The organism is Arthrobacter sp. 05T410 (assembly GCF_056396505.1).
In genome coordinates this window covers 354,461-367,905 of the sequence record NZ_JBFTLP010000004.1, presented here as the reverse complement: position 1 = coordinate 367,905, position 13,445 = coordinate 354,461, and the positions used below count along the sequence as shown (strand labels likewise).

At 61.6% G+C, this 13,445-nt stretch carries 13 protein-coding genes; 9 read left to right on the top strand and 4 right to left on the bottom strand.

Features of this window, described 5'->3' with window-relative positions:
* Positions 1 to 740: polysaccharide pyruvyl transferase family protein (locus AC1DFR_RS08775; protein ID WP_476873128.1), on the top strand; the 740-nt coding region annotated here is incomplete at its 5' end.
* Between the two features lie 502 nt (positions 741 to 1,242).
* Here the strand turns inward: AC1DFR_RS08775 and AC1DFR_RS08770 are convergent.
* The 3 genes from AC1DFR_RS08770 to AC1DFR_RS08760 all read right to left on the bottom strand — a co-directional run bounded on the left by AC1DFR_RS08770 (position 1,243) and on the right by AC1DFR_RS08760 (position 3,340).
* Positions 1,243 to 1,551 carry a DUF4193 family protein gene (locus AC1DFR_RS08770; RefSeq protein WP_476870763.1) on the bottom strand — a complete coding sequence of 103 codons (309 nt, stop codon included), beginning with the start codon at positions 1,549 to 1,551 and terminating at the stop codon, positions 1,243 to 1,245.
* Between the two features lie 595 nt (positions 1,552 to 2,146).
* On the bottom strand, positions 2,147 to 2,713 hold the full coding sequence (locus tag AC1DFR_RS08765) for a hypothetical protein (RefSeq protein ID WP_476870762.1): 567 nt from the start codon (positions 2,711 to 2,713) through the stop codon (positions 2,147 to 2,149).
* A gap of 78 nt (positions 2,714 to 2,791) precedes the next feature.
* On the bottom strand, positions 2,792 to 3,340 hold the full coding sequence (locus tag AC1DFR_RS08760; RefSeq protein WP_476870761.1) for a PDDEXK nuclease domain-containing protein: 549 nt from the start codon (positions 3,338 to 3,340) through the stop codon (positions 2,792 to 2,794).
* A 611-nt stretch (positions 3,341 to 3,951) separates the two neighbouring features.
* Here AC1DFR_RS08760 and AC1DFR_RS08755 point away from each other — a divergent pair.
* From AC1DFR_RS08755 to AC1DFR_RS08745, 3 genes are all read left to right on the top strand, one after another.
* Positions 3,952 to 4,653 (top strand): hypothetical protein, encoded by a 702-nt coding sequence (locus AC1DFR_RS08755; protein WP_476873127.1) that lies wholly within the window; start codon positions 3,952 to 3,954, stop codon positions 4,651 to 4,653.
* Between the two features lie 79 nt (positions 4,654 to 4,732).
* The gene (locus AC1DFR_RS08750; protein WP_476870759.1) at positions 4,733 to 4,900 is read left to right on the top strand and encodes a helix-turn-helix domain-containing protein; all 168 of its coding nucleotides are present in this window, start codon (positions 4,733 to 4,735) and stop codon (positions 4,898 to 4,900) included.
* A gap of 643 nt (positions 4,901 to 5,543) precedes the next feature.
* Entirely contained in the window at positions 5,544 to 5,681 is a 138-nt protein-coding gene (locus tag AC1DFR_RS08745; RefSeq protein ID WP_476870758.1) for a hypothetical protein, read from the top strand.
* A 611-nt stretch (positions 5,682 to 6,292) separates the two neighbouring features.
* Here AC1DFR_RS08745 and AC1DFR_RS08740 read toward each other — a convergent pair.
* Positions 6,293 to 6,670, bottom strand: a complete 378-nt coding sequence (locus AC1DFR_RS08740; protein WP_476870757.1) for a hypothetical protein — start codon at positions 6,668 to 6,670, stop codon at positions 6,293 to 6,295.
* Here AC1DFR_RS08740 and AC1DFR_RS08735 point away from each other — a divergent pair.
* The 5 genes from AC1DFR_RS08735 to AC1DFR_RS08715 all read left to right on the top strand — a co-directional run bounded on the left by AC1DFR_RS08735 (position 6,648) and on the right by AC1DFR_RS08715 (position 13,314).
* Positions 6,648 to 6,803: a hypothetical protein gene (locus tag AC1DFR_RS08735; protein ID WP_476870756.1), complete on the top strand. Its 156-nt coding sequence runs from the start codon at positions 6,648 to 6,650 to the stop codon at positions 6,801 to 6,803. The genes AC1DFR_RS08740 and AC1DFR_RS08735 overlap by 23 nt on opposite strands.
* A 12-nt stretch (positions 6,804 to 6,815) precedes the next feature.
* On the top strand, positions 6,816 to 7,331 hold the full coding sequence (locus tag AC1DFR_RS08730; protein WP_476870755.1) for an ISL3 family transposase: 516 nt from the start codon (positions 6,816 to 6,818) through the stop codon (positions 7,329 to 7,331).
* A gap of 297 nt (positions 7,332 to 7,628) precedes the next feature.
* On the top strand, positions 7,629 to 10,580 hold the full coding sequence (locus AC1DFR_RS08725; RefSeq protein WP_476870754.1) for an eCIS core domain-containing protein: 2,952 nt from the start codon (positions 7,629 to 7,631) through the stop codon (positions 10,578 to 10,580).
* A complete protein-coding gene (locus AC1DFR_RS08720) occupies positions 10,577 to 11,599 on the top strand; it encodes a hypothetical protein (protein ID WP_476870753.1) in 1,023 nt (340 codons plus the stop codon). Before AC1DFR_RS08725 ends, AC1DFR_RS08720 begins: the two co-directional genes overlap by 4 nt.
* A 1,154-nt stretch (positions 11,600 to 12,753) precedes the next feature.
* The gene (locus AC1DFR_RS08715; RefSeq protein ID WP_476870752.1) at positions 12,754 to 13,314 is read left to right on the top strand and encodes a hypothetical protein; all 561 of its coding nucleotides are present in this window, start codon (positions 12,754 to 12,756) and stop codon (positions 13,312 to 13,314) included.
* The last annotated feature ends 131 nt before the right edge of the window (positions 13,315 to 13,445 follow it).

The following is a 13,445-nucleotide window of genomic DNA, read 5'->3' as shown; positions in this document are numbered from 1 at the left end:
GGACCTACGCTCGGGGCGGCGTATTCGCCGAAAACGCAGAGAGGACGGCCTATGACGTCCGCGCGATGCGTGGGCCGATCAGCGCCCAGCACTACCGGGATGCCGGAATCGAGGTGCCCGAAGTTTATGGCGACCCTGTGTGGCTACTACCATCGATCATTGATGAACCTGTCAGGAAGCGCTACGAGCTCGGCGTCATCCCGCACATCGGAGATGTGTCCGGCCACCACCCCGACGCTCCGGCGCACGCGGATAGCCTGTGTTATCTCGTCAATTCTGCCGACGCGAGCAGCGTGCTAGTCATCAATACGTGGCATGAGCCGACATGGCGCGGACTGCTCGCCAAGCTGCGGCTCATTCGCTCATGCAAGAGGATTGCGTCACAGAGCTTCCATGGCGTAGTAATCGCGGAAGCATACGGTATTCCAGCGCTCAACTTTGGCTATCAGTCTGGTGCGCAGAATGGGGTCATTAAGGTCGTGCTGTCGGAGCCGTGCACCACCGATCCGCGGGTGTGGGAATTCTATGCCGGAGGGCGAAGACCATTTTTCTGGGCGTACTCACAGCAGCGCAATCAGTGCACAGATTGGGGTGCCGTTATTGAGGCAGTGGACAGCTGTTGGATTCCTTTCGAGTACGACGCGGGCGCCTTCCTGGCAGCATTTCCCCTGCCGCTCGCATATGACCCTACCCAAGAGTCGGCACCGTCCCTCCGACACGTCGAGACTMTGGAATTCTGACTTGAGCGACGACGCTCTACAAAACTTAGGATCTGGTTGTCGGTGCCGGCCGAAAATGACCTGCGGTGTACTCAACTCATCCTTGTTCGGCACATCTTCTCAGAACCTTTCAAAGGCCTAAATCCTTGGGCGGGCCGCGATCACCTCCGAGTCCGTACTCGACAACGGAACTGCCCTGATAAGCAACAGTTCCTCCAAGCACGGCGCTTCGGGGAGGGGGTCCAACCCGGAGAGACCTCACCGATCCGATTTCCAAACGCTTGAGATGCACAAGGTCCGCGAGTGAAGGCAGCGACCGAACCTGCGGCAATCGATAGAAGCTAAGCAGCCGCAGGCTGCAGACAGATCATGCAGGCCGCGGACTGGTTGACGGCGAGGTAGGTCAAAGTTCGAGCAAGCATTGACCACGTCGATTGATTTCCGGGCCCCACCGGATGTCCAACCACTGCAGTTGCGGCAGCGACGACAACAAGCTCCTCAGGGATTCTTATCACCCACAGCGTCAGACGACGAACACCGAGAGCCACTCCGCGTCCGATAGGTCGAGCGAGGCATGGTCGGTCCAGATGTTGTGCTCCGAGCGCCGCCAAGAGTAACAGGTGAATTCGCCCTCGGCCTGGGGAATCTCCCGAACAAGTTCGTCGGCGACGAACTCTCCGCTGGGGGTCATGGCCTCATCCATTGCGTCGGAATCGTCCAGCTCACGGACGACGCTGCGGGCATCCGGTGCGTTAGCGGACTGCAGCGCCTCCAGGGACCGGTCCCGTGATTCCTTGACGTCGGAACGCACTTCGTCGTAATCGGTTGCCACTTGAGTCTTCTCTTTTCGAGTGTTCTTGTCTGACGAGACTGCAACTTACACCACGGCTGCGGCGTTCCCCCCGTCACGGGGACATGTAGGCCACTTTGGGGGACCCGCCAATTGGTCCCGAAGCCTATCCTGTGACCGCGGCGGAATCGCACATCAGCGCTGTCTCGGCAGTCCATTTTGGTGGGCCCGCTGAACCAATCAGCACCCTCAAACGACGTGCCCCACAGCATTAGCGCGTTCGATCAATCGCCACTCGATTGTCCAGATGACGGCTGGACAGTCGGTCCGGTGGAACCGTTCCTGGAAGGCCTCTAAGACCGCAGAGCGGCTTGCATCAGTTCCTCAACGAATGCCGTTCCGAGCCGATATCCATCAGCCTTTTCTTTAAGAAACTTCAGCGTTGCCTCTCGCATACCGCTTGCCGTTCGTGCGCTTCGCCAGTCCTGCCGCCCAACAAGCTCGGCAGCCAACTCAGAAAACTGCGATGAGAATATGCGTTCGTACTCGTAAGCAGTCCTCTTCGCCACCCTGCCGGCTTCATTTATGGCAGTGCGAAAGCCCCAACTATCCACCAGATCGTCAGAGACAGTCCCCGCTATCGACTCGGCGATTGCGCGGCGCTTTCGAACGGATGCACCCCTGAACTCGCTTGACGCGGCAAGCTTGGCTTCGAACTTCCGCAACTGCTTGTTGTTAACCTTCTGTCGCTCTTCCAGCTCTTCGGTGGATTCCTGGACACTTCCGCCTTGGCTTCGGAGAGCTTGTCCCAGAGCTCGTCGTGCCAGTCCGCACACGCGGTCCATTCGAAAATGAGCCCATGCGCCGGCCACCGTAAGGTCAGCACCTCAATCTCACCAACGTGAGAACTGGCTTTGGTTAGGACGCGCGCGACCTTGCGGGGAAGTTCATCAGTCTCCTCGTCAGTCATCACGCTTCGAAGCAGTTCTGCGTAGAACCTAGTTTCGCTAAGCGAGACAAAGGGTGCCTGGGCGGCTGCAGCTATGGCCAGGGCTGCATCGAGTGCAACAGTGGCTGCGCTCAGCTCCACGTCGGCTTCCTTGTTGAATTCGGCATCGGCAACGAACAACAAACCCCGGTCGGCCGCTGCTACAGGAATCTGTTCAGCCAGGGTGGCTAGCTCCGCCGAATTGTAGGTGGTCATGATGAGGACAATATGGGAGAGGTCGGACTGGAAGTCTGGCCCGAGGCCGCGCGTGTGTTATCACCTTTGGGGCAGACGTTACTTCAGGCCTCTGCGTGCGTGCCTCGCCGGACGTCCCAGGTTCGGCCCATCCCAACGCTGCGACGAGATCCCCTTCGTTGGGGAGTGCTTGTTGTGCGGTGGCAATTTGTCGTAGGTGTAGGCGGCGACGGCCATGGGTGATGTGGAGCGTCCGAGGCTGTACCGTACGCTGCGGTCGTTCGTGGTGCCGCAGATGAGGATTCCTATGGTTTCGTTATGGTGGCCGCGCCGGAGCACGTCGTCGACGAGCGCGACGTAGAAGTTGAGCTTGCCGGCCAGACGGTTCCCACCCTTGCCACCAGTTGAACGGCGCACCGCAAGATCGAAAACATAACCAGAACCCTGGCGGTACCTGCCCAAGAGCACGTAAACCTGCCGGCGGGAAGCACCCAGCTCCGCGGCGGCCCTGTCAGCGTCCGCAATCCCTGTGGTGCCCCGTGCCGCCAACGACCCGATCACTGCGGCCCGGCTCCGAGCCTGTTCCCATGCGGCATCCGGCATCGTCAGCTGTCCCTGTGCAACAATGCGAACTGGATCGGCGTCCATGCCTGCCTCCTTTGGGAACAGGAGTACCGAATAGAAGCGACATTAGTGCAGCGGAGTAGCGACCGGCCGGTGTTCACAAGTCGTCGTTTGCGCTACCCCCTAAACGTCTGCGCTACCCCCTAAACCCGGGAAGGTTTGCGACATCTCGCCATTCTTAGCATGAAGAACATCCATCACAGCAGGAGGCGATGGTCGCTCGAACGCCAATTTGGTTGCGCTCTCGGAGGGAATGCGCGACTATCAGGGCAGCCGACCTGTGACGGAGGAAGAGTGATGGACAACCCGTTCTTGCGCAACTTGGACCATGATCCAGAGTTGGCGGCGACGCTAACCTCTCGGTTAGACGCACTTCGCGCTTTGGATCGTTCACGCGTTGAGATGGCAGAGGAAGAATTCGCCCGAATTCGGCTACGAAGGCCGTCCTTCAACCGAGGTAGCGAAGTCAGCGAGACCGTAGCATTCATCCGACGTGGCTCCTCGATTACAGATTTCTTTGAAGGTCAAGCGATCGCCGAACGCGAGCTAATCGAAATCGTTACACAGAACGCAAAGCTTGCCTGGGAGGTTGTGAAGACCTTGGAGAGAGGCCATCGTGTTGGAGAGAGGCCATCGTGACTAATCCACTGATAGTGTCGAGCATCGATCTGCTTCCACTGAACAGCGGACCGTTCACTGTCCCATCGAACTCTTCCAACTCAACGACCGAGCAATCGGCGGCTGGAACGTTCGGTGGCTCAGCACATCTAGCCTGCGCCATCCGCGTCGATAACCCGGGAGACAACGACCACGCCTTTGGTGGTGTGGAGTCGACTTGGTACTTTCTCACGAAGTCTCCGAGTTCAGGGCCGCTCCGGCTGGGCGTCCAATTCGGTGCGATCAGCCTTCGTGTGTCGGGCAGAAGAAACAACGAGTGGGGCTGGTCGTCGCACGAAGTATACGCATCGCTGTCTGCCGTTGCGCGTTCGCTCAACGCGGATGCTGGTGAACTACCAGTAGTTGGTAGTGCAGATGCATCGCTAATTTCGTTCTGGAATGTCGATCTTGGACCACAGAACGAGGCCCGCGTCCGGGTCTCGAGGCCATTCGAAGAGTTCAAGCTCAGTCAGAACAGTTGGGACAAGACTATCGTCGCCTTTCCGCCGGCGCTCTCCTTCAGCTATCCGTCCCAATCTACGGCGGAGGGTGACTTCGTCGCATTCGTAGTTGGTTTCCGGCTGAGTATTTATGCTCCTGGCATTAATGACTACGATTTCCACCTCGCGACAGAATCAATGGCGAGCATCGCGTGGGTGACTGTTGAATCGGAGTCGTAGATAGATTCGTTGATCTAGGCGACTCTGCGCAGTGCTGATCGGTGTCCGAAGACAAGTTCATCGCCTCGCTCGGCCCAGCGTGGTCGATTCAGCGAAGCTCGCTTACGCAGAACACCTTCGCGACCAGAAGGACCGGTCCATCTCCGAGATCGTCAAAGCCACGGGCATCACCCGCTCCAGCCCCTACCGTTACCTGGCGCCCCGTCCACCGGAGACGCTGACCGCCGAGAACCAGCAGAACGCCTGAAAGTCCCTAGCGTCAGCGCCGGTTTGTGCACGCCACTTCACACAAAATGACGATTGGTGCACGCGACTTCGAACAAATCGACCGTTTGTGCAGACAACTCCGAGCACTTCCGTGTCAGGGCGGTCCACGATGCCAGTGATGGCATTCGCACGCAGCGACTGTCGGTCCGTGGTTAGAATGCAAGAAGAGTCGTATGGTGACTTGGTGACGTCGACTCTGAAGGGACCCAACGAGTGCCTCGACACCTGAGCCGGAATTGTATGCAACGGTGACAACGTCTACCCGCAAGGTCTCACCACCTTCAGTATCACGCCGATAGAGGTCGTTTTTTGGACAGGCCGACCAAATGCAGTGGATGTATCGTAGACCCATGCGGGGCGGGAGTCTACGCACTGACTCTCGAAGCTGCGCACCCAGCGGTATTCGAGGGACCCATAAGAACACTTGGGTAGCGCTATGGCTGCTGGACGTACAGTAGACTGCCGTACACTACACGGCGTGGAGCTTTCCTGGGCCAACACAGACCTGTCACGACTTGATTTCGACCCATGTTCCCACTCGGACACTGCCGCCAAGGAATTGACCCCTGACTAATTAAGCGCATTGTCGGGCTGACCGGGATCGAACCGCCTGCGGGTTGCGAATGCGGTGGCCTCCCATCGCAGTCGCGGTCGACTCCCTCGACCTCACGCTGCTGTCCAACAACATGCTTATCGACCTGCGCCAGCGCCTCAGCCAGGAAGTCCAAAGCAGCCCGGCAGGGACGGAGCCCGTCTGCTGACACGTGCCAGCGAGAGAGGCTCTGATACCGGGGCCGGGCCAGCGAGAGTGGATCTCGCCATCGATGACCCCACCGCCCGGCTCAGGGCCCCTTGGCGCGTGAAGGAACAGGTTCGCGCATTGCCAGGCACCGACACGCTCGACCCAGCCTCAGCGAAAAACGAACTTGCCGTACAGCCCGAAGCCGCTACGTCATCCTTCGCGCGCCGCGAACCGTCGATCGAAGGGCAGGAATTTTGTTGGCACCAAGACTTGCTTAGCTTCCGGGATCGCAACGAGAGCGGCCGCGCATGCCGCTTCCTAATAGGCGTCGTGAAGCTTGTGCCGTACCGACAAGAGAGGGGCGCTCATGGTGTGTCGACCGATACCTGTGAGTGAGGGTCGTGGTTCGTGCGCGTCACGCACAACGGGAAATTATAAGCGAAGACGAGACCCGGAAGCCTCGTCTTCGACGTGAACATAGGATTCGAACCCTTCTACCTTCTAGCGAAATCAGTTAAACGGGCATCTCGGTGTAACCCAAGCTGTAGACCGTCGCTCTGACGAACCACTCGGCAGCCTAACCAATAGCTACTCACGCGCAACCTTCATAGCAATTTTTCCCCTATCATGTCAAGCGAAATTATCGGTTAGCCCGCGAATTCTCGCTTTGACTGCGGCTGGGCCGACCTGGTCCGACCCGCGCGCGGGAACGTCGACTTTGATCGCCGCCGGCTCCATCACGTTCTCCGTGATGAGCCACAAGGGCTGGGCGGGCAACGGCGAGTTGAGGGGGGCGAAGGTGACGCCGACGTTGAACGCCGCGCCGTTGAACTCCGCCGCCAGGTGGTTATGGCGCACGATCACGCGGCGGCTCATGGTTCCGCTCGTGAGGGCCGTGATCGGTTCCGGAAGGGCGGCTTCCGAGGCGGCGGCATCGTTTGGGGTCTCGTGGTGGTTGGTGCAGAGAGCCCTGGATTCCGCGGCAATGACGCTGCCGGACGTGGACATGCTCGCGCCGCGGATGCTGGGCATTGATGAACACCGCTACCGGTCCGTGCGGTTCTTCCGCGACCCCGAAACGAAGGCCTGGAAATGGTACGAGCCGCGGATGACCACGATCGTCGATCTGGACAGCGGCTAGGTCCTGGGGATCGTGGACGGCCGCGACAGCGAAGGCGTCGGAAACTGGCTCTTCGCCCGGCCGCTGGAGTGGCGTCTGGGCGTACAGGTCGTCGCCATCGATCCGTCCGCGGCATTCCGCAAAACCTTACGGATGTGGCTTCCGCGCACCGCCGTCTCGGTTGATGCGTTTCATCTGGTCAAGCTCGGCAACGATATACTCACCGAGGTCCGGCAGCGTGTGACGCAGCAGGTCCATGGAAGGCGGCGACGCTCCATCGACCCGGTCTGGGCCAACCGGCGCCTGCTCTTGCGTGCAGGGGACACGCACTCGGATCGTGGACGCGCCCGACTCAGCACAGTCTTCAGTACCGAAAATCCGACCGGCAGACTCCATGCCGCCTGGCTGGTCAAGGAACAGCTCCGGGCTCTGCTTTCCACCGGATCCTTAGCGGACGCGGCCGCTGCGAAAGACCGCATGCAGTCCCTGGTCCAACAGGCCGGCAAGCCGGAAAGCCCGACACTGGCCGGAAACTGGTGGCCGAGCTGACCCGGAGGATTGCAAGAGCTTCTCGAACTACCGGCTGCGCATGCTGCTCTCAGCCGGCGGCCGCCGGCCGTACCGGGAAAACCGCCCAACCACGCCTAAATGCGAAGCCGGATTTGTGGTCCTTGACGGTCGGGCGCACAGCGTTGTGCAATGGGTTTTGGACCTGACGCATATCCCGGACCGGATACCGAGGATACCAAGGCCGTCATGGCGCTAGGAGCCAGGATGGGACAGAGAAGCGCGCAACTGCAACCGTCGCCGAGTCGGGACCCGGTGAGGAAGGACACGCCAGGATCCGTGACTTCCGGCACGGATCGCAATGGCCGGGAGAACGCCTGGTTTCCCGGACGGCGAGCGGCCGTCAAAGGCCCCGACAGCGCCGTACCCCTCAATGCCGGCATCGGCCACCGATTCAGCAGGCTGAGCATCATGGCTCCCGGCGGGACGGCTGAGCGCCCCGGCCGTGACAGCCCCGCCGATGACAGCACTGCCGAGCGGGAAGCCGCGGCGGTCGAACACGGTTTTGGGGCGACGCCGGTCCGCGGCAGCGAGGACGTTGGTGCCAGGGTGACGCCTGCAGAAGCGCCGACCGCGGCGCGGAAGGGCCTGCGGACCGGCGGGCAGCCGCTGGATGAGCGTACGCAGGCGCTGATGGAGGGCCGGTTCCACCGCGGTTTCGACCGGATCCGCATCCACAGCAATCAGAATGCTGCGGACTCCGCCGCAGCCCTGGGGGCCAGGGCCTTCACGCTCGGGACCGATATTGTGTTCGCACGCGGCGCGTATGCACCCGGGAGCGCATCGGGCCGGGCCCTGCTGGCCCATGAACTCACCCATGTTATGCAGCAGGAACGCGCGCCTGCGGCCGGCCGAATCCAGCGGGCACCGGCGCCGCCTGTAGCTGCCGCCGTCCTCGCCGCGGGAGACCGGATTTCGCTCACCGTGCAGGCGTCCGCGGATGCACGGGCGGAACCGATGTATTCACGCAGCTACGTCATTGACTCCCTGGGCGCCATCGACATCGATGATGGGCAGAACAAATTCAGCATTCCGCTGGCCGGGCTCTCCCCACCAGCAGCAGCCGAGAGGATCGCCGCGCGGTTTGTCAGCGAACAATTGCTGGCCCATCCGCGGATCGGACTGACTCCGCCGGGAGGCGCACCGGAGGTCTTCGCCCAGATCCAGCCCAGCGAACTGGACCGGACTTACGGGAACTTCCTGAACTACCTGCACGGAATCACCGAACCGGCGGATGCCGTACTCCGGTACCACAAATGGCTCGATGAGCATCAGGGCACGACCGAGCTGAGGGCCATCACCCCGCCCGAGCTGTGGGCGCAGTCGCTCAACCGGCCCCAGCAGCCCAGCGACCCGCGGTCGGAAAAGACGGACGAGTTCCTGCGGTTCATCAAGGGCAGGCACGCCGAGGCTGCAGGCCTGACCGACCCCAAGGAGAAGTCACGCACCGCCGAGACCCTGCGGCAGTTCCTGGACTGGTATAACCGGACCAAGGACACGCCGGCGTTCCTGACGGCCGATCTGGCGAAGATCTATGCGGATCTGTGGGTGGGCAAGCTCAGGAAGGATATCGAGGAGTCGTCCCGGAAGCAGCTCGCTGCGCAAAAAGAAGCAACACAGAATTCCCCCCAATTGCAGCAGAAGCGGGCAGAGCACTTCGACTCCTTCTATGCCCTGGCACGCGGGCTTTGGGGCTACTCCTCAAGGACCTTCCCCTACGTTATACCTGTCGATTCCAAGGGCGAGGACATCCTGGTCACCGGTGATCCGCAGCTGCAACTGGTCCTGAATTCCCTGGCGGGGGAACTCGTCAGCTGGGCTGCGGGGCACATGTTCGATGCCGCTTTCCTGACGACTTCACCTAAGTCCGTCCTAGTGGATCTGCTGCATTCGGGCTATTCGAAGGCCATCGCCGCCGCCCAGCGGCAGCCGCTCGAACATGAACACATCGACCGCAATGAGCTCCTGCCGGGCAGCGTGCTCGCCTCGTTCGGCGCGACTGTGGGCAAGGGGCTGCTAGTAATCGGCCTCGTAGGGCTGTTTGTCGGCGCGGAAGTGATCACGTTGGGCCAGGCGACCTGGCTGCTGGCCGGCGTCGCCGCCGTCGGCGGCGTGGGCTCGTATCTAGGCCGCCGCGAGGAGATCGAAAAATCCGGCTATGACGTGCCCATCCCCGTCACGATTGTGCATTCCGCTGGGGACATCGTAGGCGTCAGCCAATTGGTCGAAGGCATCAACGGCCGGCGCCTTGGCACCGATGCCAAACTGGGCAGCGAGGCGCGCTCATCGCAGCTCGGCGAGGGGGCCGGAAACGTGACAACCCTGCTGCTCGGCAGCCGCGCCTACCGTGCGGGGGAAATCGCCGGAACCAAAGTGCGGCTGCCGGGCAAAACGCCGTCGGGCCCCAACGCCTACGCTGGCGTCCGGCTGCCCAGGGAAACGGTGCCTCCCGTGCCGCGGCCCATCGTCAATCCCGGACCGTTGGAGGCATCGGTGCGCAGCGGACTGCCTGAAAATGTCCGGATCGGCTTCGACCGCTGGATGGGGGAAATCCGTGCCGACAGCGGCAACCCGGAAACCGTATTGAAGTCCATGACTGCGGAACGGGCACAGAAAGTAGCCGAACACTTTACCAAGAAACAGGCGACCGAGACGGCACGCGGGGAGGAGGCCGAGCGGCTGCGGGCCCGCGCAGGCGACAACCCGCTGCGCCCCACCCTGAAAAACGTCCGACGGGAAGGAAACATCACCATACACTATGAATCAGTGCCGCCGGACCCGGCCGAAATCGCTGCGGCCCAACGGATCGCCGCCCGAACGGGCGAGGAAGTCCACGTCTTCGGTGATTCGGCCAGCAACGTCACTTATCCCGGTATCGACGGCACCATCGGCGTGCCCGCGCGGCCGCTGTCCATCAAGGCACACAGCGCCGAGGCCAACACCGGCTCAGCGCGATTCGCGGCACAGGAGGCGCTGACCAAGGCCAATAACCATGGATACACTCAGGTGGAAGTCGAGATCTCGATCCCGGGAAAGTCAGTCGAGGAAGTAAAAGCCGGCTGGAACATCGGTCCCACGAGGCCTGGGGACCACCCGCTCGGCCCCTACTACCAAGGCACGACGGTCTCCAAGATCACCATCCAATGCGCCGACGGAGTCTGGGTGGTCCCCAAACCGGTGCTCACCGGCGTTGCACCGGCCCGCGGCCCGGAAGAGAGGACGGAGCATTGACGGTCCAAGTCAGTTTCGCCTGCGGAATCAGCCGCGACGACGTCGCATCCGTCGTCGAGCGCGGGCTGGCCGGCCATGGTTACCGCGTCATCCAGCGGCTGCGCCATGTTCCCGGCGGCAGCTGGGGCGAACTCGATACGGCGCTCGCGCAGGCTCCGGGGGCGAGTTCAGTGACCTGGTTCCACCCCGACGCGGCGAACGGACAGGACGCAGTGTCGGTACTGGCGCATCGGCAGAGCGGCTCCGGATCAATGGACATGGGCCTGCCGCGGGCCCTCTCGGCGATCGGCGGCGGCTTTGCGGCTGCTGTGGATTCCCGCCGGTTCAGTGATCAGTATCGACTGAATGTTTACTACGCCGGAGGGCTGATCGAAGCGATCGACTGCTCCTTTGACGCCGGGACCCTGCCCGCCGGGACCCTGCTGCGCGGCGGTCCGTGCGACGACGAATCGATTTATGCCGCCTTTGAGAGGCTCTACGGTGAGGTGACCGGCGGGCTGCCGCATGAACTGCGCGCCGGTCCGGAAACCGAGACGGAGTCCTGGCTCATCAGGCCTGCCGGCGGGCCGGGCACCCGGAGTCCGGCTGATGAAACTGTTTCCCGGATTGCCATTGCCGGAGTCGAGGAGCAAATCTTCCAAGTTGCGGCGGCATCCCTGCCGGCAGCCGAGCGCGACGGATGGCAGTGGCTGGGGGCCCGGACACCCGTCGCACAGATTCCGTATGTCCTGCTGCGCAGCTCGGGGATGCTCGACCAGACGTTGGTGGGCCGGCTGGCCTCAAAATGTGAGGCCTCTACGGCGGCTCTGCAATGGCAAGCGGCCGACCCCCGCGGGACGGCCTTGGCGTCCTTCACCTGGCTGGCTGCCGAGCCGGACGGCACCGGCTCCCGGGGTGAAGACCGGGGCGCGGTGGCCTTTGCCGAGCGTTGGGCGGCTTTGACAGTGACCATGGGCGAATCCCCGGGAATACTGCGCTGGCCGGAATCCACGCCGGGCAACTGGCTTCGCCAGACCTAGCGGGAGTTTCGTCACTTACGGTCTTCTACACCCGGAGAAAATCAGGCCGAATCCATAATTTTCTGTGCTGACCCGCGTGTTTGCGTGTGTCGGCGGTGGGTGTTCGGCGCCGGATTGTGTTTGACCTAAAGTGTGAAGTTCACAGGTCCCGTCCGCGTCGTCGTTAACCCGGCGGGAGGCAGCCCAACGCACCGGGATTGGTCTTACGGACCTCCAGGTAGTGATCCAACGGGACAGACTGCCCACTATTGGCAATTATTCGCTGATGCTGGCGGCCACGGCACGGCCGTCGAACACCCGAGCTCGGACGCCCTCGATGAACCCGACCTTTTCTGCCGACGAACCGGGCCCGGACGGAATACTTCACCATCCGTACGGGGCCGTCGAGGACCGGTCCAGCCTGGGTTCAGCACCAGCCAGGATCAAATTCCACGGCAGACAGCCGCGCCAGTAGGGGCTGCCCGGCGGCGAGTTCTGCCCGATGGTGCGGATCCGGTCATCGATCCGCCGACGATCGTCCTAGGCTTTCCGACAAAGGTAGCCGCCTATGGGAGCGTGCTCGTCGCGCGGCCCAGGGGAGGGTCAAAGAACGGGAACTGACTGCGAAATAACGCTGTAGTAACGCCACCGGGCTAGGTTTCCGTAATCAACAGGTATGCCTTCGGATTCTTGAGGGCATTCGCTTTGCTTTAGTTATCCAATTCAGAACACGAGGGGGCGACATGAGCGAAGAGGCGTTGAAGCCGGAGGACTGCATCCACAATTAAGTTGAGGGAGTAGGTTGACTTCATGGCCCGACATTGGAGGACCCGCTTTCGGTCTCTTCAGTTCCTCACGCAAGGCGCGTGTTGGGCTCATTCACTTATCACATGCGGCGATTGCTTGGAGTTCCCCGCGATGGGGCGCAAATAGCGCTGCTGGGTGATGAAAACCATACCGTGACCCGCTCGTGGCGCGTCCAAGGACTCGCCGACCCCAGGAACCAACGCACCGCGTTTGACCTACCTAAGCTGGGAAGCCGTGACTCTCTCGATGTAGAAATCCTGCCGCATCAGGATCATCCCCTTGATTCGTGGATGTCGGCCCATCAGGGGTCCTCCCGCGCTAGCCAGCCCAAATGGTTTCTGCTCGCTAAAGGCCACTCACGCGCAGTTATGTCGATTGAAGTCCACCAGTCGCCTATCTCCGCGGAGTGGTCGCGATATATCACTCTCCACCTCGGGGATGAGCGTCAGGCAAGCCCCAGCGGAAAGAACGTGTTCACCGCCCAAGCCGTTGGAAACTTGGACTCAGCCTTTGCGGATATGCCTAAGGCTGTCTATGCCGAGCTCGGCAGTCAGATCCGGGCACTCACGGATGTCCGTTTTAAACTTCTGACCATCGTCCCCACAGTCAGCGGTCTAGCTCTCACCCTTCTCCTCACTGCCCCCCGCGGGGATAGACCACCCCTCTTGGTCTTCCTTGCCTCAATCGTGGGATTCGGTATTACAGTCGGAATCCGGATTTACGATATCCGCAACTCCCAGCTCTACGACGATCTGATCAGCAGAGCCCGGGCACTCGAAGCTTCCCTGGGAGTCGAACGGGGTCCCTACATGCGTAGAGGAAAAACCATCTGGCCCTTCGAGCATGATTTCGCACTGTCGATCGTCTACACTCTGGTCCTTGCCGCGTGGTTGCTCGGCGCAGTTGCCGCCCTCTGGTTAGGAAAATGAAGAACGCCAGACCTCATGTTGCCTGCGCATGTGAGTGGTAGGCCAGCGTTGATCTGACGGCGCCTCGACTCTGACGGGCCGCGGGATGCGTGGCGCGGCCGGGGCAGAACCAAGACCAGTGTCCGGTTCGA